We start from the raw sequence: 16,877 nt of genomic DNA on the forward strand, positions 1-16,877 counted from the left end.
CGCGAGCAGCCTAGCGCTGCCGCTCCGCGCTTCGGGTAGGTCATGAAAACAAGCTCCATACGCACCGATGTCCTGGCAGGACTCACCACCTCCTTCGCCCTGGTGCCCGAGTGCATCGCCTTCGCGCTGGTGGCGCACCTGAATCCGTTGATGGGTCTCTATGGCGCGTTCATCATCTGCACATTAACCGCCTTGCTCGGTGGCCGCCCCGGAATGATCTCCGGCGCGGCCGGTTCTATGGCGGTCGTCATCGTCGCGCTGGTGGTACAGCACGGCGTGCAGTATCTGCTGGCGACGGTACTGCTCGGCGGCTTGATCATGATCACCTTCGGCCTGCTGCGTCTGGGCAAGCTGGTACGGATGGTGCCGTATTCGGTGATGCTCGGCTTCGTCAACGGTCTGGCGATCATCATCGCGTTGGCACAGCTGGAGCATTTCAAGCATGACGGTGCCTGGCTCAGTGGCTCACCGCTGTACCTGATGGCCGGCCTGGTGGCACTGACCATGGCAATCGTTTACCTGTTGCCACGCCTGACCCGCAGCGTGCCCCCAGCGTTGATCGCGATCCTTGGCGTGGGTGCCGGGGTTTATCTGCTCGACCTGCCAACCCGCACCCTCGGTGATCTAGCGCACATCGCCGGCGGTTTGCCGATGCTGACCTGGCCGGATATCCCGTGGAACCTGCAAACCCTGCAGATCATCGCGCCCTACGCGATCCTGATGGCGCTGGTGGGGTTGTTAGAAACCCTGCTGACCCTTAACCTCACCGACGAAATCACCGAAAGCCGCGGCTACCCCAATCGCGAGTGTGTAGCGCTGGGTGTGGCCAATATGACCTCTGGCTTGTTCGGCGGTATGGGCGGCTGTGCAATGATCGGCCAGACCGCGATCAACCTCAGTTCCGGCGGCCGCGGCCGCCTGTCCGGGGTAGTGGCCGGGGTAATGATCCTGATGTTCGTGCTGTTTCTGTCGCCGCTGATCGAGCGAATCCCGCTCGCGGCGCTGGTCGGGGTAATGTTCGTGGTCGCGCAGCAGACCTTCTCCTGGGCCTCGCTGCGGGTGCTGCACAAGGTGCCGGCGAGCGACATGCTGGCAATCATCGCCGTGACCGTGGTCACCGTACTCACCGACCTGGCCACGGCCGTGCTGTTTGGTATCGTCATCGCCGCGATCAACTTCGCCTGGCAGCAAGCGCGCGAACTGTACGCCGATAGCCACTTGGAAACCGATGGCAGCAAGCTGTACCGGGTCCACGGCACCTTGTTCTTTGCCTCGACCACGCCGTTTCTCAATCAGTTCGACCCGGCCAACGACCCAGCCCAGGTGACCCTCGATTGCCAGCACCTGAACTTCGTCGACTACTCGGCGATTGCCGCGCTCAAGACCCTGCGTGAACGCTATAGCAACAACGGCAAGCACCTGCGCGTGGTGCATCTGTCCGAGCGCTGCAAGCAATTGCTCAAGCGCACCGACCTGCACTACAGCTAAAAAACGTACTTACGGTGCACCGAACATCGCCGTCCAGTAAATCCCGGCGTCGCTTTTCGGATCGACTGCGTACGCCGCGCCCAACTCGCTGAATTGCGGGTTCATCACATTGGCGCAATGGCCGGGGCTGGCCAGCCAGCCATCGACCACCTTACGCGGGGTGTCCTGGCCGGCAGCGATGTTTTCGCCGCTCACCTGACCGGCATAACCCGCAAGCTCCGCCCGGTCACCCGGGGTGCGGCCATCGCGATCGACATGATCGAGATAGTTCTGATTGGCCATGGCCCGCGTATGCGCCTCGGCGGCTCCTGCCAACACCGCATTCCAGGCCAACGGTGTAGTGGCGTTGAAAGCCCGGTTGCCGCATTGGCGTTGTTGACCACGGGCACTGTTGATCAGCGCCAACAGCTGCTGGCCTTCCGCCTGCCAGTCGCCCAGGCGTCCAGCCAACAGCGGTCGCGCCAGCACAATTCGCCATTCACGCCCTTGCTGGCTGACGCCGATATCAACGAACTGCGGGTTGAGCACGACCTGGCAAAAGCTTTCTTGCACCGCTTTCATGGCCGCCTGAGCATCGCGAGGGCCATTGAGGGTAATGGCCTGGACATTAACCATCGGGTAGCTGGCCTGGGCCAGTGCCTCGCGCAAATCACTGCTGCCATTGACCGGCAACACCAGCCGCGGATCACTGGCCAGCGGCGGCAGCTCCAGCGATGCCTGCCCGGCGCAACGCTGAGCCTGGCTGCGGTAGCTGTTGATCGAATCAATCAACTGCGCAGGCTCACTGGCCTGGGCGGCAACGGCAAACGCCAACATTACCGGCAGGCTGGCAAGACGCAGAACGGATGACAGGACGCGCATGAAGATCTCCCTTGGACGGACTGCGCCCATGATGCGCGATGTCACCCGTCGTCGAACAGCTGGAATGTTTTGAGCGCGGCGTGGTCGACCTTGTAACGGGAAGTGCTACTTCCCTTTCCTGCCAAGGGTCCCCACATGCGCCTTGCCACGATTGTAACCTGCCTTTTTCTGGCCTTCTCAGCGCCGCAGGCATTGGCCGCTGAGCCCAAGGCCAAGGTGGCTGAGGAGAAAGCTCAAGTGTTGGAGCAAAAAGCGGTGGTACAACCAGATGCACCACCAGCGCCCAAAAGTAAAGCCATCAGCCAGACCGAAGTCCAGGCCGTGGACCCCGCCGGCCAGGCCGCCCTGGATGATGCCATCACCTGCATGGCGCGCAGCATCTATTGGGAATCGAAGGGTGGCAAGTCGCCGGACATGGAAGCGGTGGCCAGTGTGGTGATGAACCGCCTCGGCCACGAGGGCTTCCCGGACACGGTCTGCGGCGTGGTCAAACAAGGTTCAGAGAGCGGTAATTGTCAGTTTTCCTGGTGGTGTGACGGGCGCCCTGACTCAGTCCAGGAGGAAACCCGCTATTCGATTGCCAAGGAAATCGCCCGTAAGGCCTTGAACCGGCAGCTGGATGATCGCACCCATGGCGCGTTGTATTTTCATGACCGCAACGTATCCCCGAACTGGGCGCGTACGTATGTGAAAACCACAGAAACCAGCGACTTTCTATTCTACAAGCCGCGCAACGGGACGGCGCGGTAGCTGGGCTGAACCCAGGCTACTCACTGACATCTACCAGCGGGATATCCCCTTGTTCGGCACCCGTGGCCTTGCCGGCACGACGGTCGTTCATCCAGCTGGCCAACTGTTCGCCGAACTCGGCCGGGGCCTTGCGCCCCACCCGTCGGGCAATGTCGAGGATGGTCTGTTGGGCCAGCGCTTCTTCCATGCGTTTTTGCGCCGTGAGCATCACCGCATGAATTGAGCAGGTCCCGTCCTGTGCCCACTGCGGCGGCGAGCCGTTGAACAACGCGCAGCGGTCGCGTACATCCCGACATTCGAAAATCATCTTGCGCCCGTCGATGGCGGTGACGATATCCAGCACCGTGATTTCATCGGCTGGACGGGCCAGTTTGAAACCGCCGCGCACGCCTTCGGTGGCAACCACCAGCTTGGCTTTGGCGAGCTTGGTGAAAACCTTGGCCAGGTACTCTTGAGGCACCCCTTGCAGCTCGGCCAGATCACGCACGCTGGCTTCACGGCTATCACCCAACTCATCGACCAAAAAGGCCAGGCAGTGGATACCGTATTCCACCCCTGCGCTATACAGTGACATGACAATCTCCGACTAACTTTGTCGTAAATATTAACAGTGTTTTTGACCTGAACGGCATCCAGCCGTCTCCCGCCGTTGCCGCTTGTCGGCTTTCAGCCTTTATTAAAAGCTGCCAATCCTTGGGAAAACCTAGAAACAGAGCGGTCCCAAGGCAAGGTTACGCGGATCCCTTCGTTGATCGACAGGATAAATGACTTGCACGAATAAACTACGATCAATAGAGTCGTAGTTGTTCGGCGCAACCAAGGATCTCCCTTCACCCCGCCAACAGCCACCACAGGTTCTCGGTCTGCAACGCCTGTGAGCACCCGTTCAAACAACAATCTCTTCTATGTGGAGCAGCAAAATGAAACAGCACATTCTGATTGTCGGCGCAGGTTTTGGTGGTGTCTGGAGCGCCTTGAGCGCGGCCCGCCTGCTCGACCAGCATGGCCGCAACGATGTCGCCATCAGCGTCCTTGCACCGCAAGCCGAACTGCGCATACGTCCCCGCTTCTACGAACCTGAGGTGCACCAGATGAAAGCGCCGCTGGGTGACCTGTTCAACGCCGTGGGGGTGACTTTCATTCAGGGCGCCGCCGAGCAGATCGACGTTGCTGGCAAGCGTGTCAGCTACACCGACGCTCAGGGCCAGCGCACCGAGATCCACTACGATCGCCTGGTCATGGCCGCTGGCAGCGGCGTATGGCGCCCCAACCTTGATGGCCTGAACGAGCATGCTTTCGATGTCGATCAGATCGAATCGGCCGCTCGCCTGGAACAACACCTCAAGTCGCTGGCCCAGCTACCGCAGTCGAACGCCCGCAACACAGTGGTAGTTGCCGGTGGCGGCTTTACCGGGATTGAAACCGCAACCGAAATGCCCGGCCGTTTGCGCGCCATCCTCGGCGCCGAGACTGACGTCAAGGTGATCATTGTCGACCGTGGCGCCAAGATCGGTGCTGCCCTGGGTGAAGGCATCAGCCCGGCGATCATCGAAGCCAGCGAGGCTCTGGGCGTACAGTGGCGGGTCAATGCCTCGGTGGCGGCGGTCGATGCTGATGGCGTGACCTTGGCCGATGGCGAGCGCATCGAGGCCAAAACCGTGATCTGGACCGTCGGCGTGCGCGCCAACGCGCTGACTACACAGGTGCCTGCCGAGCGTGACCCGCAGGGTCGCCTGCATGTCGATCGCAACCTCAAGGTCAAAGGCCAGGCGCATGTCTATGCCGCCGGAGACGTGGCCTATGCCGCCACCGACGACCTGGGCAACTTCGCCGTGATGTCCTGCCAGCATGCCATTGCCCTGGGCCGCTACAGCGGCAACAACGTGGCGGCAGACCTGCTCGGTGTTGAGCCTATGCCTTACAGCCAACCCAAATACGTCACCTGCCTGGACCTGGGCGCCTGGGGCGCGGTGTACACCGAAGGCTGGGACCGTCAGGTCAAGTTGCTGGAAAAAGAGGCTAAAGCGCTCAAGACCCAGATCAACACCACCTGGATCTACCCGCCTGTCGCCGATCGCGCCGGCGCACTGGCCGCGGCCGACCCGCTGATTCCGGTTGCCTGATGTGCAGAAAAAAGGGGCCGCTAATGCGGCCCCTTTTTGCGTGCAAGCACGTCGCCGACTTCAGGCATGCACCCAACGCCGGTGCAGGCCTCGGGCCAGGGCATCGAGCATGAACCCGAGCACACCGATCAGCAGCACCATGGCCATCAACTCCGAGTACGCCAGGCGATCACGGGTGTCGAGGATGAAGTAACCCAGCCCGGCGCTGACCCCGAGCATCTCGCACGGCACCAGCACGATCCACAGGATGCCGATGGCCAAACGCACGCCGGTCAGCACATGCCCGATCACACCGGGGATGATCACCTTGCACAAGGTCTCCCAACGCGTAGCGCTGAGGCTGCGACTGAGCTGCAACCAGCGCGGATCAAGCTGACGCACCCCCGCCGCCGTGTTGAGCAGGATCGGCCACAACGCGGCGAAGGCCAACAGGAAGTAGATCGGCTGGTCGCCCACGCCCATCAACATCACCACCACCGGCATCCATGACAGCGGCGAGATCATGCGCAGGAACTGAAACGCCGGAGTAGTCGCCGACTCCAGGTGACGGTAACTGCCCACCAGCAATCCCAGCGGCACGCCGATCAACAACGCCAGCAGCAAGCCAATCAGGATGCGCTTGAGGCTAACCCAGACATGCTCGTAGACCTCGCCCTGCCCCAGCAGCTCGACCAAGCTGGCCAAGGTGGCCTCGGGAGAAAAGCGCGCCGACAGGCCATCCGCTTCTCCAAACAGATGCACGCCCAACCACCACAGCAACACCAAGCCGAGCAAGCCGGCAGCCCCCAAGGCGCCATGCACTACATGCTTAACCATCAGATCGCGAACTCCTCATTGCGCTCGAAGCTTTCCGGCAAACCAAAGGCTTTGAGTCCACCCACCGTAGCAATGCTATTGCGCACAAAGCGGTCGTCAACCAGATCACGCGCCGTCTGTTGCGGATCGAGGCCAGCGAGAAAGCCCTTGTCGCCCTCGATCAGGGTGTTCTGCAAGCGCCGCACCAGCTCCTCGGTGTAACTGGGGAAGGGATAGGGCTGGAAGTCGATGCGCTTCTCGTCCCACTGCGCGTGCTGGATCGCGCCGCTGGCGATGTAGGCCGCACGCGCCTCGGCAGACGGTGCCAGCACCTGACTCAAGACTTGCGGAGTATGCGGGGTGTAACGATTAGGACCGGCCTTGGACAGCAAGGCAGCGGCTTCGGCACGGTGATCACGGGTCCACAGCTGGGCCTTGACGATGGCGTTGACCACCTTCTGCGACCACTGCGGACGGTTGTTCAGGTCATGCTCGTGCATGAACACCACACAGCAGGCGTGGTTGCGCCAAATGTCACCGGTAAAGCGCTGCACGCGGCCAACCTTGAGGTCTTCGGCCAAGGCATTGAACGGTTCGGCGACGATATAGCCGGCAATGCGTTTGCTGGCCAGGGCCGGCGGCATGTCCGACGGCGGCAGGACCACCAGGTTGACCTCGTTGGCAGCCAATTGCGCGCTGGTCGGCTTGGACACCGGCGTCAGGCCGTGGTCACGGAACAGCTGTTGCACCACCACGTTATGAATCGAATACCAGAACGGAATCGCCACGCTCTGCCCGCCCAACTGCTTGATCTCAGTGATACCAGGGGCAACGCTCAGGCCGGAGCCACCGACATGGTTCCAGGCCACCACCTTGGCCGGCACCTTGCTGCCATAACGTGCCCAGACGGTCATCGGTGAAAGCAAGTGAATGACGTTGACCTGGCCGGAAATGAACGCCTCGATCACCTGCGCCCAACTGCGCAGCAGCACAGGGCGTTCAGCCTTGATGCCTTCGGCTTCGAACAGACCGTTGTTGTGGGCTACCAGCAACGGCGTGGCGTCGGTGATCGGCAGATAGCCGATACGCACGGGAGCATCCGGCTCGCTGGCCGCACGGGCGTGCAAGCTGCTCAGTAGTGGCATGGCGCCACCGGCGCTGAGCAAGGCACTGAGTTTGATGAAATCACGACGAGTGTGGGTGAAGTCGTCCAGGCACATGGGCAGTCTCCGAGGGCAGCGGCAAAGGTTCAGAAGTAGGTTCGGGTGTGCGGCTGGCCCGCCGAAGGGTTTTGAGGATGTCGATACGCAGCGCGCCCAGCTCCTCGACTCGCTGCTCACGTGGCTGCGGCAGGTCGATATGCCATTGGCCGAGGGTGCGCGCTGGGTGGTTGCCCAGTAGCAGCACGCGGTCGGATAACAGCAAGGCTTCGTCGATATCGTGGGTGATCAGGATCGCTGCGGTGTTATGCCGGGCGATCAGTTGAAGCAGCAGTTGCTGCATGTCGGCGCGGGTGACTTCGTCGAGGGCACCAAACGGTTCATCAAGCAGCAGGACTTGCGGCTGACGCGCCAGGCAACGGGCCAACGCAGTACGTTGGGCCATGCCACCAGACAGCTGCGCCGGGTACTGCTCGCGGGCGTGCTGCAGGCCGACCGCGTCGATGGCATGGTCGATCCGCGCCCGGCGTTCGCTGGCGGCGAGTTTGGGCTGACGGGCGAAATCCAGGCCAAAGGCGACATTCTTTTCCAGGCTTAGCCAAGGCAACAGGCTGGGGTCCTGAAACGCTACGGCCAACCGTGGATGCGGCCCCTGCAGCGGCTCGCCGCGCAAACTGACGCTGCCACTGCGCGCCTGCTGCAAGCCGGCCAGCACCCGCAACAGGCTCGATTTGCCAACCCCGCTGGGGCCGAGAATGGTGATCACCTCACCCGGCACCAGCTGCAGGTCGAACTCTTCCAATACGCTTTGCCAGCCTTGTTCACGCGGGTAACCGAGGCTGATCCCGCGGGCTTCAAGTAACACCTCGGTCATGCTGCCGACGCCTGGCGTTGCAGCTCGGCGCGCAACTGCACCAGGCTTGGGGTAACGATTGGCACGAAGGCCGATTCACGCCAACGTCTGGCAAAACCGGCGCCATGGGCGCTCAGGTATGCCTTGCCACCGCTGGCTTGCAACTCCAGCTGGACGGCATCGGCAGCCGTTTCGGCCAGGGTGATGCGCAACTTGAACAAGGCCGCCGGTTGGCTCAGGAAGCGTTCGTCTAGCAGGCCCTTTTTCAATTCGCTGACGGTGTTTTCCAGGCGTTCGTGCAGCACGCTCAGCGCTTCGCCGAGGAACGAGCGTGCGCCTTGCAGGTGGGCGTGCGCTTCAGCCAACGAGCGCCGCGCCAAGCCGATGGCCATGCCACATTGCAGCCCCAGAAATGAAGGGCGAACAGCAGGCAGAAACTGTTTGGCGTTTTCGTGCAGCAGCCAGTCACGGCTGATGGCGACCTGCTCAAAATTCAACGCTGCAGTATTGCTCGACTGCAGGCCCATCAGTTGCAGATCATCTGAGCGAATGAGCCCGTCGGCCTGATCAGGGATCGCCAGCACGAACGGTGAACCGCCCTCCTCTTCAATCGCTGCCGCCACCACGAAACCACCCTTGCGCAGGTTGGTGACCCAGTGCAAACGACCGCTCAGAGTCCAGCCCTGATCATCAGCCAGGCCCTTGACCTGTAGTGCTTCAATCCCGGACAGGTACTTCATCGCGTTGGACAAGCCGGTGGCACCGGCCAGGGCACCGCTCAGCAGGTCTGGCAGCAGGCGCTCACGCAGGGCGGCGTTTGGGCTGTGCAGCAGGTATTCGATAAAGGCGCGCTGGCCCCAAAACACGAAAGCGGCGGCCAGGGAGTGGCTGGCAACGTTGGCGATGGTCTCTACAGCGTCGGCCACCGAGCCGCCACTACCGCCCTGGGCCTGATCAATGCCAACGCGCAGCACCTGCGCAGCGGCCAACTGTGCCAACACGGTTTGCGGGTCGCAGTGGCCCAAATCAAGGGCTTCGGCCTGAGCATTCAGCCATGTGACCAATGCGGGTTCGAGCATGTTGTTTACTCCTTTAAAGATGCGCCAGCGTGCGCTGGCGCCAAGGGATCGTTATGCCGAAGGCTGCCAGCGGTACTTGCTCAGCTCGTCATTGAGCGGCGTTTGGGCGAACACATTAGCAAAGTTGCACAGGGTGGCGAGACTCACACCGAGAATCACCTCCAAGGCGTGACCTTCGCTGTAGCCCGCTTCGCGCAAGGCGTCATAGCCGGCATCGCTGACATTGCCGCGGGTGGCGATCACTTCACGGGTAAACGCCGCCAGCGCTTCGAGCTTTTCCTGCGGCAGTTCGCCGCGGGCACGCAAGGCGTCAACGACCTCTTGTGGCAGCTTGGCCTTGTTCAGGGCCACGGCGGTGTGGCCAGCCACACAGAAGTCGCAGCCGTGGTGGGTGGCAGCGATAAGTTGCACCACTTCGCGCTCGGCCAGGCTCAGCTCGGCCTTGCCGTTGAGGGCCGAAACGGTGACATAGGTTTCCAGTGCCGCCGGGGCGTTGGCCAACACGCCGAGCAGGTTGGGAATAAAACCCGAGTTCTTCTGCGCGTTTTCCAGGAACGGACGAGCAGCTTCAGGGGCGCTTTGCAGCGTGTGTAGAGTAACGCGCGACATGGAGTGGACTCCTGCATACTAAGGGTGTCGCACAAGTCTGTTGGTTATAAGAAATACCTTCCATATTCTAGAGTCGTTATTACTTGCTTCTGAGTCTTTCCCTTAGATGATTTCCTCCAGCCCCCTTGTCGATTGGTTATTAGAAAGCCTTGAGCTAGACACCAGCCTGTTCCATGTCGGGCGTTACTGCGGTGGCTGGCACGCCAGCACCCAGGGCCTGGCACGGGCCAGCTTTCACTTGGTGGTGCAGGGCCATTGCTGGCTGCACATCGCAGACGCGCCTCAGGCCGTTGCCCTGGAGGCCGGTGATGCAGTGTTCTTGCTGCGCGACCTTGAGTACCGCTTGTCCAGCACCGCCGCCCCCGATCTGGCTCGCCAGCAACCGCGTATCAGCATGGTGCCGCTGGACAGCGAAGCCAGCGACGGCGTGGGCCTGGTATGTGGGTTCTTTCATTTTCAGCCGGGGCTGTCGTCGTTGATCATCGAAGGCTTGCCTGCCTGGATCATCCTGCGTGCCGGCGATCCGGCCCTGAGCGCCGCCACCGCATTGTTCGAACTGATCCTTGCCGAGTGCCAGCGCCAGCCGGCGCCCTCCTCGACGTTGCTCGAGCGCCTGAGCCATTTACTGTTTCTCTACGTACTGCGACAACAGGTCCACACAGACCTGCCCATGGGCGGCTTGGTGGCGCTGGCCCGCCACCCGCAATTTGCCGCCTTGGTCGAGCAGTTGATTGAACACCCCGAGCAGCCCTGGCCCCTTGAAAGCATGGCGGCCTGCACCGGGCTGTCGCGTTCGGCGTTCTTCAAGCGTTTCAGCGAACTGGCCGGCCAATCACCGGGGCAAGTGCTGCTGGCCCTGCGCATGCGCCATGCCTGCCAGTTGCTCAAAGCGCACAACACGGTCGAGCAAGTAGGCGCCGCCGTCGGTTATCAATCGGTTGCGGCCTTCACCCGCGCCTTCAGCAAGGCCATGGGGGTGCAGCCAGGGGCCTACCGACGCCAGCATGAGGGCCGTTGAGGCAACCCGCCGCGACGAGATTGGCCTGTCCGGCGATCAGGCCGACCACTGCTAGACATCAACCAGAATATTGAACCCGCCGTAGATCAACCGCTGCCCATCAAAGGGCATCGGATTCCGGTCCGGTTGCAAGCGCGGATCCTCCATCATTTTTTTCATCCCGGCATCACGCACCTCACGCGATGGCCAGAGAATCCAGGAAAACACCACCGTCTCATCCGGCTTGCATTTCACCGCCATCGGAAACGAAGTCACCTTGCCCTCGGGCACATCATCGCCCCAGCACTCCATGACGCGCATGGCGCCACACTCCTTGAACACCACAGCGGCTTCCTCGGCATGCTGCTTGAACTTTTCGCGGTTAGCGGTAGGTACAGCCAGGACAAAACCATCGATATACGACATGACGCCTACTCCTGCACAGGAATGGAAACGATCAGGTTGATCTGTGCTGTAGTCGATTCGTCGCCTGCTGAAATCGACAGCTCCAGGCAACAACCGACAAGCGGTCAGCCCTGAGTCGCCTGACGATATTGGCGTGGCGAGACGCCGGTAAGGGTCTTGAACTGGCGACTGAAGGCGCTGTGGTCGGTGTACCCACACTGCAATGCGATTTCGGTGATCGGTGTATCGGTCTGCAACAGGCGATGGGCATGTTCCAAACGCACCTTGTGAATCATCTGTCGTGGCGTGAGGTGAAAGATGCGTTTGCAGTAACGCTCAAGTTGCGCCACTGACATGCCAGCAATTCGGGTCAGGTCTTCAAGCGCCACCGGGTGGTTGTAGCGCTCACGAATGTAGCCATCGACTGCCGCCAGGCGCTGATACGCCGGGTGGGTAGCGCGGGCCGCTTGCAGGTCCACGGAGATCCCGGCCATGCCGATCACCTGGCCCTGACGTCCGCGCAATGGCCGTTTGTGCGTCAGGCACCAGCCAGGTTCGCGACTGCCATACAGGTGCAGTTCGAGCTGGTCCTGGAGAGTCAGGCCCTGTTCCAGCACCCGCTGGTCCTGCTCGGTGTAACGCGGGCCGAGCTGGGCCGGGAACACCTCGGTGCTGGTTTTGCCCAGCAGCGGTTGCACTGTCTTGAAACCGCAGCGCAGGGCCAGGGTCAGGTTGGCGCTGAGGTAACGGGCCTTGAGGTCTTTGATGAAGAACACCGTGTTAGGGATGTCATCGAGCAGCGGCAGGATCGGCGCGACCCCGGCCAGCAGCGCATCGATGCTCTCCGGGCGCTGCGCGCCAATGCCGTCGCAGAAGGTGTTCAATGCAGCAAGGCGCATAGCTCAAGGCTCCTGGATAGTCCCTTCAAGCAGCAGTGTACCGATTCGTGCCGGCACCAGGGGCGCCCGTGGCGGGGTTGGCGTCCAGCCGAACAAGAACTGGGCCGCCGCACCGCAGACCCGCCCCTGGCAGGCCCCCATGCCGCAACGGCTTTGCAATTTGGCCGCAGTCCAGCCGGGTTGACCACAGACTTCGCTCAGTGGAATGTCTTCGCAACGGCACAGTAGCGTGTCGGCGCGGGCTAATTCCATGATCTTTGGCGTCAGCACGAAACAGTCGCGCAAGTGATCGGCAAAGTGCTGCCATTGCGCCTTGCGGGAGAGCAATTCACGGGCTTTACGCTCTTCGCCGACGGCCATCCAACCGGCAATCTCACCTTCGAGCAGCGCCAGTTCGCTGCCACCAACACCGGTGCACTCCCCGGCGGCCAGATGGCCAGGGCGGCTGGTACGTTGCAGTGCGTCCACGCCGACTGCATCACCCTTGAGCTGGCAGCCGAGATGACTGGCCAGTTGAGTATTGGGGATCAAGCCGAAGCCACAGGCCAGGCGATCACATTCGATTTCCTCTACGCGCTCACCTTGTTGAATCCGCACGGCCTGTAAACGCTGATCGCCGAACGCCTCCAGCACCAGCGCGCCTGCACGGTACGAGGAAGTGGCCAGGCTGATCGCCTGCACGGCCTTGGTCGGCCAGCGCCACAACTGCGCGGAGAAACCCAGCAACCTGGCCATTGGCGCCTGCTCCAGCACCCGCAACAGCTTGGCTCCTGCCTGTTGTGCGGTGGCGGCGCTGGCCAGCAATAGCGGGCCACTGCCAGCAATTACCGTTCGCTCGCCCTTCACCGGCATGCCGTTCTTGACCAACGCCTGCAAGGCCCCTGCGCCCGTCACCCCGGGCAAGGTCCAACCGGGAAACGGCAGCAGCAGTTCACGGGCGCCGCAGCACAGGATCAGTCGCTGGTAATGCAGCAGCAAGCCCTGCTCGGCATTCTCCAGCAGCAGGCAGCCGGGCTCTGGCGAGGCGATGATGCGGGTGGCAGGCAAGTAGCGCACCGAGGGCCGCTGCAGCATCTGTAAACGCGCTAGCGCAGCTGCCCCAGGCGCGTGCTGCGGACCATTGCGCCAGATCTGTCCGCCGGCCCGTGGGTTGTCATCAATAATCACGATATCGCAGCCACGGCTAGCGGCAGCCTGCGCCGCCGCCAGGCCTGCCGGGCCGGCGCCGACAATCACCAGTTCACATTTCATCACGAGTACTCCACCTGCATGCCTTCACGGCACAGGGTCTGGCAGGCCAATTGACGTTGGCCATCGATGGTCATCCGGCACTCCTGGCAGATGCCCATGCCGCAAAAAGGTGCCCTCAGCTGGCCACTGCACGCCTGGCGACTGGCGGCGTTGCCTGCGTAGGCCAGCGCAGCCGCCACGCTGATGCCTGCCGGCACTTCAAGGGCCTGATGCTGCAGATAAATGATCATGCCGCAGCCCCCATCAGCAGGCGTTCAGGCAGGTACGGCGTTGGGTCGATAGCGGGGTGCTCGCCAAACATCTGCGCAGCCAACAGCCGCGCACTGCCTGGCGCGGTGGTGACTCCCAAGCCTTCATGGCCGAGCGCCAGCCACAAGCCCGGCCGCTGTGGATGCTGGCCGAGAATCGGCAGACCGTCGGCGCTGGCGGCGCGAAAGCCGGTCCAGCCCCGAATGGCATTGAAGGTGGCCAGAGCGGGCAAATAGTCGATGGCGCGTTGCAACATGCGCGCAAGGATCGGATGCTCCACTACCGGGTCGAGGGTGCCGAACTGTCGCGAGGAGCCGATCAGCAGTTGCCCGGTCGGACGTGGTTGAACATTGAACGCCACCGAGGTGCCATCGCTGTTGTGAGCGCTGGCGGCATAGCCCAGCTCGACCAGCTGATGACGGACCTGCGGCGGATAGCGATCGGTGATCAGTAAATGACCTTTTTTCGGCCGCAGGGCCAGCTCCGGCACCAGCGCTTTCGCGCCCAGACCGTTGGCGACAATCACCCGCGGCGCGCACAGGCGTTGAGCGTCATCGAGGACCACGCATCTACCCTCCACGGCCGTTACCGTGGCCTGTCGGCGCTCGATACGCGGGCTGTCCTGCAGCAGCCAATTGGCGGTGGCCGGGGCATAGAGAAGGCCATCGCCGGGGACTTTCAAGGCGCCACCGAGACCGCGACGCAGCATCGGCTCAAGGCTTGCCAGGGTGGTGCTGTCAACCAGCTCACTGGCCACCCCCTGCGCGGCCAGGGTTTGCTGCTTGGCCCGTGCCAGGTCCAGCTCCTGGGCATCATTGGCCAACCACAAGGTGCCGCAATTGCGGTAGGCACAGTGCCCGGGCAAGCGCTCACGCAGGGTATTCCACAAACTGATCGAATAGTGACTGAGGGCCAGCTCCGCCGGGTTGTCGTCCATCACCACCAAGTGGCCCATGCCTGCTGCCGTTGCGCCGCCGCTGGCATTGTCCAGCACCAGTACCCGCAACCCGCGCCCGGCCAGCTCGTGGGCACACGCGGCGCCGACGATCCCAGCGCCGACAATAATGACATCGAAGCTCACGAACCGATGCCCCAGGCGAAGGGGTCTCGTTCATCAATCAGCAGCGTGGCTTCGGCGCTGATGTAAGCATCACCGCGCAGCGTCGGCACCACTTGATCATTGACCCACTGATAGCGGGCACTGAACTGACTGCCAATGACACTGGCCTGACGCCAGACCTGACCGGGTGCGAGCTTGCCGTCTGCCGCCAGGCACGCCAGTTTGGCGCTGGTTCCAGTGCCGCACGGCGAGCGGTCGTAGGCCTTGCCAGGGCACAGCACAAAATTGCGGCTATCGGCCTGATCGTCATCGGCAAACAACTCGATATGGTCGATCAGGCCGCCTTCAGCGCCGGTGATTGCCGCTGCTTCCAACCCCTGTCGCACCGCCCAGGTGTAGGCTGTCAGCGTCTCGACATTGTCCCCGGCAATCCGCTGACCGTGCTCGCTGATCAGGAAAAACCAGTTGCCGCCCCAGGCGATATCACCCACCACCGTGCCATGCCCTGGTACCTCGACGGCGACGGCCTGACGGTAACGGTAGGCCGGCACATTGCGCACGCTGACCGAGAGGTCTGCATGCAGGGTGGCCTCGACGATGCCCACTGGGGTTTCGATCTTGTGCAGGCCCGGTTCGATCCGGCCAATATGGTGCAATGAACGCACCAGGCCGATGGTGCCGTGGCCGCACATGCCGAGGTAGCCGGTATTGTTGAAAAAAATCACCCCGGCACAGGCCTCATCGCTTTGCGGCGCACAGAGCAAGGCGCCAACCAGCACCTCATTGCCACGCGGTTCGAGCATGCACGCCCGGCGCCACTGATCGTGTTCGCGGCGTAACAGTGCCAGACGTTCGGCCATCGAGCCGGTACCCAGGTCCGGGAAGCCGGCGACCACCAACCGGGTCGGCTCGCCGCCTGTATGTGAATCGACGATGCGGATCTGCTTCATGACGCCCCCTGTTCAAGTTGCCTGAAAGCGTGGCGCGTTGCCGGGTTTGGCGCTTGTAGGTTTTCGTAGGGTTTGATGACGAAATCGGCACAGTCGCACCTCACCCCCTTGTAGGAGCCGGCCTTGCCAGCGAGAGGCCCGGACTGCCGAAACCCTACTCCCGACAACTAATGAATCCCCGGCCAACTGTGCCGATTTCGTCCCTTGCGGCGGGGAAAACCCTCAAGCGCATCGCCGCTGATCCGTCCAACCTATCCCCACCGCAAACCAACAAGGACAATCAACGTGAGCCGCAAATCCATCACTTGGAGCGGGGTCTTCCCTGCTGTTACTACTCAGTTCAACGCCGATTTCTCCCTCAACCTGGAGGCCACCCACCAGGTCATCAGCAACCTGGTCGACGATGGTGTCTCGGGCCTGGTGGTGTGCGGCACGGTGGGTGAAAACACCTCGCTGAGCACCCACGAAAAGCTCGCCGTGATCGAAGTGGCCAAGGACGCCTCCCGTGGCCGTGTGCCGGTAATCGCCGGGGTCGCCGAGTTCACCACCGAGTTCGCCCGCAACACCGTACGCGAAGCCGCCCGTGTCGGGGTCGATGGGGTGATGGTCATGCCTGCGTTGGTTTATTCGGCAAAACCCCACGAAACCGCTGCGCATTTTCGCGCCGTGGCTACCGGTACCGACTTGCCGGTGATGGTCTACAACAACCCGCCGATCTATAAAAATGACGTAACCCCCGACGTGCTGATCGCCCTGCAGGACTGCGAAAACATCGTCTGCTTCAAAGACTCGTCGGGCGACACCCGCCGTTTCATCGACCTGCGCAACGCCGTCGGTGATCGTTTTGTGCTGTTCGCCGGGCTGGATGACGTGGTGGTCGAGTCCATCGCCGTCGGCGCTGAAGGTTGGGTCTCGGGGATGTCCAACGCCTTCCCGAAAGAAGGCGAAACCCTGTTCCGCCTGGCCATGCACAAGCGTTATGACGAGGCCCTTACCCTGTATCGCTGGTTCATGCCACTGCTGCACCTGGACGCCCGCCCGGACCTGGTGCAGTGCATCAAGTTGTGTGAAGAGATGGTCGGTCGTGGCTCGGCGATTACCCGCCCTCCGCGTCTGGCGCTGCAAGGTGAAACCCTGGCTCAAGTGCAGACCACCGTACGCAAGGCCTTGGCTGAGCGGCCGCAGCTGCCGGAGGTAGGCCTCAAATAACGCCTTGCACCGAACCTGTGAGAGCTGGCTTGCCAGCGATGTAGACGCCGCGCAGCCGCTGATACCGCGCCGGTCCCATCGCCAGCAAGGCTGGCTCCTACATGAAAGCAGCACGATCAGGAACACGACACACAACACC

At 62.2% G+C, this 16,877-nt stretch carries 18 protein-coding genes; 5 read left to right on the forward strand and 13 right to left on the reverse strand.

What is annotated here, in order from left to right:
- The first annotated feature begins 42 nt into the window (after positions 1 to 42).
- Positions 43 to 1,488: a SulP family inorganic anion transporter gene (locus ACQRAX_RS01580; RefSeq protein ID WP_412037509.1), complete on the forward strand. Its 1,446-nt coding sequence runs from the start codon at positions 43 to 45 to the stop codon at positions 1,486 to 1,488.
- Between the two features lie 9 nt (positions 1,489 to 1,497).
- On the opposite strand, the gene ACQRAX_RS01585 is transcribed toward ACQRAX_RS01580, so the two are convergent.
- Positions 1,498 to 2,349: a CAP domain-containing protein gene (locus ACQRAX_RS01585; protein ID WP_412037508.1), complete on the reverse strand. Its 852-nt coding sequence runs from the start codon at positions 2,347 to 2,349 to the stop codon at positions 1,498 to 1,500.
- Between the two features lie 135 nt (positions 2,350 to 2,484).
- Here ACQRAX_RS01585 and ACQRAX_RS01590 point away from each other — a divergent pair, with 135 nt between their 5' ends.
- Positions 2,485 to 3,099, forward strand: a complete 615-nt coding sequence (locus tag ACQRAX_RS01590; RefSeq protein WP_412037507.1) for a cell wall hydrolase — start codon at positions 2,485 to 2,487, stop codon at positions 3,097 to 3,099.
- Between the two features lie 16 nt (positions 3,100 to 3,115).
- Here ACQRAX_RS01590 and ACQRAX_RS01595 read toward each other — a convergent pair whose 3' ends face one another.
- A complete protein-coding gene (locus tag ACQRAX_RS01595) occupies positions 3,116 to 3,673 on the reverse strand; it encodes an RrF2 family transcriptional regulator (RefSeq protein ID WP_412037506.1) in 558 nt (185 codons plus the stop codon).
- Between the two features lie 346 nt (positions 3,674 to 4,019).
- Between ACQRAX_RS01595 and ACQRAX_RS01600 the strand changes: the two genes are divergently transcribed.
- Complete coding sequence (locus tag ACQRAX_RS01600) at positions 4,020 to 5,222, forward strand: NAD(P)/FAD-dependent oxidoreductase (protein ID WP_412037505.1); 1,203 nt, start codon at positions 4,020 to 4,022, stop codon at positions 5,220 to 5,222.
- 60 nt (positions 5,223 to 5,282) lie between these two features.
- On the opposite strand, the gene ACQRAX_RS01605 is transcribed toward ACQRAX_RS01600, so the two are convergent.
- Genes ACQRAX_RS01605 through ACQRAX_RS01625 form a run of 5 tightly spaced genes read right to left on the reverse strand, consistent with a single transcriptional unit; the run spans position 5,283 to position 9,718 of the window.
- Positions 5,283 to 6,038 carry an ABC transporter permease gene (locus tag ACQRAX_RS01605; RefSeq protein WP_412037504.1) on the reverse strand — a complete coding sequence of 252 codons (756 nt, stop codon included), beginning with the start codon at positions 6,036 to 6,038 and terminating at the stop codon, positions 5,283 to 5,285.
- Complete coding sequence (locus ACQRAX_RS01610; RefSeq protein ID WP_412037503.1) at positions 6,038 to 7,237, reverse strand: ABC transporter substrate-binding protein; 1,200 nt, start codon at positions 7,235 to 7,237, stop codon at positions 6,038 to 6,040. The genes ACQRAX_RS01605 and ACQRAX_RS01610 overlap by 1 nt, the downstream gene beginning before the upstream one ends.
- A complete protein-coding gene (locus ACQRAX_RS01615; RefSeq protein ID WP_412037502.1) occupies positions 7,203 to 8,051 on the reverse strand; it encodes an ABC transporter ATP-binding protein in 849 nt (282 codons plus the stop codon). Before ACQRAX_RS01615 ends, ACQRAX_RS01610 begins: the two co-directional genes overlap by 35 nt.
- Positions 8,048 to 9,109, reverse strand: coding sequence for an acyl-CoA dehydrogenase family protein (locus tag ACQRAX_RS01620; protein WP_412037501.1), 1,062 nt, complete (start codon positions 9,107 to 9,109; stop codon positions 8,048 to 8,050). Before ACQRAX_RS01620 ends, ACQRAX_RS01615 begins: the two co-directional genes overlap by 4 nt.
- A gap of 51 nt (positions 9,110 to 9,160) precedes the next feature.
- Positions 9,161 to 9,718, reverse strand: coding sequence for a carboxymuconolactone decarboxylase family protein (locus ACQRAX_RS01625; RefSeq protein ID WP_412037500.1), 558 nt, complete (start codon positions 9,716 to 9,718; stop codon positions 9,161 to 9,163).
- Between the two features lie 106 nt (positions 9,719 to 9,824).
- Between ACQRAX_RS01625 and ACQRAX_RS01630 the strand changes: the two genes are divergently transcribed.
- Positions 9,825 to 10,736 carry an AraC family transcriptional regulator gene (locus ACQRAX_RS01630; RefSeq protein ID WP_412037499.1) on the forward strand — a complete coding sequence of 304 codons (912 nt, stop codon included), beginning with the start codon at positions 9,825 to 9,827 and terminating at the stop codon, positions 10,734 to 10,736.
- 51 nt (positions 10,737 to 10,787) lie between these two features.
- Here the strand turns inward: ACQRAX_RS01630 and ACQRAX_RS01635 are convergent, their stop codons facing one another.
- From ACQRAX_RS01635 to ACQRAX_RS01660, 6 genes are all read right to left on the reverse strand, one after another.
- A complete protein-coding gene (locus ACQRAX_RS01635) occupies positions 10,788 to 11,141 on the reverse strand; it encodes a DUF1428 domain-containing protein (protein ID WP_412037498.1) in 354 nt (117 codons plus the stop codon).
- Positions 11,142 to 11,245: 104 nt separating this feature from the next.
- A complete protein-coding gene (locus ACQRAX_RS01640) occupies positions 11,246 to 12,019 on the reverse strand; it encodes a helix-turn-helix domain-containing protein (RefSeq protein ID WP_412037497.1) in 774 nt (257 codons plus the stop codon).
- Between the two features lie 3 nt (positions 12,020 to 12,022).
- Positions 12,023 to 13,270 carry an FAD-dependent oxidoreductase gene (locus ACQRAX_RS01645; RefSeq protein ID WP_412037496.1) on the reverse strand — a complete coding sequence of 416 codons (1,248 nt, stop codon included), beginning with the start codon at positions 13,268 to 13,270 and terminating at the stop codon, positions 12,023 to 12,025.
- Positions 13,270 to 13,500 carry a 2Fe-2S iron-sulfur cluster-binding protein gene (locus tag ACQRAX_RS01650; protein WP_412037495.1) on the reverse strand — a complete coding sequence of 77 codons (231 nt, stop codon included), beginning with the start codon at positions 13,498 to 13,500 and terminating at the stop codon, positions 13,270 to 13,272. The genes ACQRAX_RS01645 and ACQRAX_RS01650 overlap by 1 nt, the downstream gene beginning before the upstream one ends.
- Entirely contained in the window at positions 13,497 to 14,600 is a 1,104-nt protein-coding gene (locus tag ACQRAX_RS01655) for an NAD(P)/FAD-dependent oxidoreductase (protein ID WP_412037494.1), read from the reverse strand. The genes ACQRAX_RS01650 and ACQRAX_RS01655 overlap by 4 nt, the downstream gene beginning before the upstream one ends.
- Positions 14,597 to 15,529: a 4-hydroxyproline epimerase gene (locus tag ACQRAX_RS01660; protein ID WP_412037493.1), complete on the reverse strand. Its 933-nt coding sequence runs from the start codon at positions 15,527 to 15,529 to the stop codon at positions 14,597 to 14,599. Before ACQRAX_RS01660 ends, ACQRAX_RS01655 begins: the two co-directional genes overlap by 4 nt.
- A gap of 285 nt (positions 15,530 to 15,814) precedes the next feature.
- On the opposite strand from ACQRAX_RS01660, the gene ACQRAX_RS01665 reads away from it, so the two are divergent.
- The gene (locus ACQRAX_RS01665) at positions 15,815 to 16,738 is read left to right on the forward strand and encodes a dihydrodipicolinate synthase family protein (protein ID WP_412037492.1); all 924 of its coding nucleotides are present in this window, start codon (positions 15,815 to 15,817) and stop codon (positions 16,736 to 16,738) included.
- Positions 16,739 to 16,877 lie beyond the last annotated feature (139 nt).

Source organism: Pseudomonas sp. UM16, assembly GCF_050312595.1.
Classification (GTDB): domain Bacteria; phylum Pseudomonadota; class Gammaproteobacteria; order Pseudomonadales; family Pseudomonadaceae; genus Aquipseudomonas.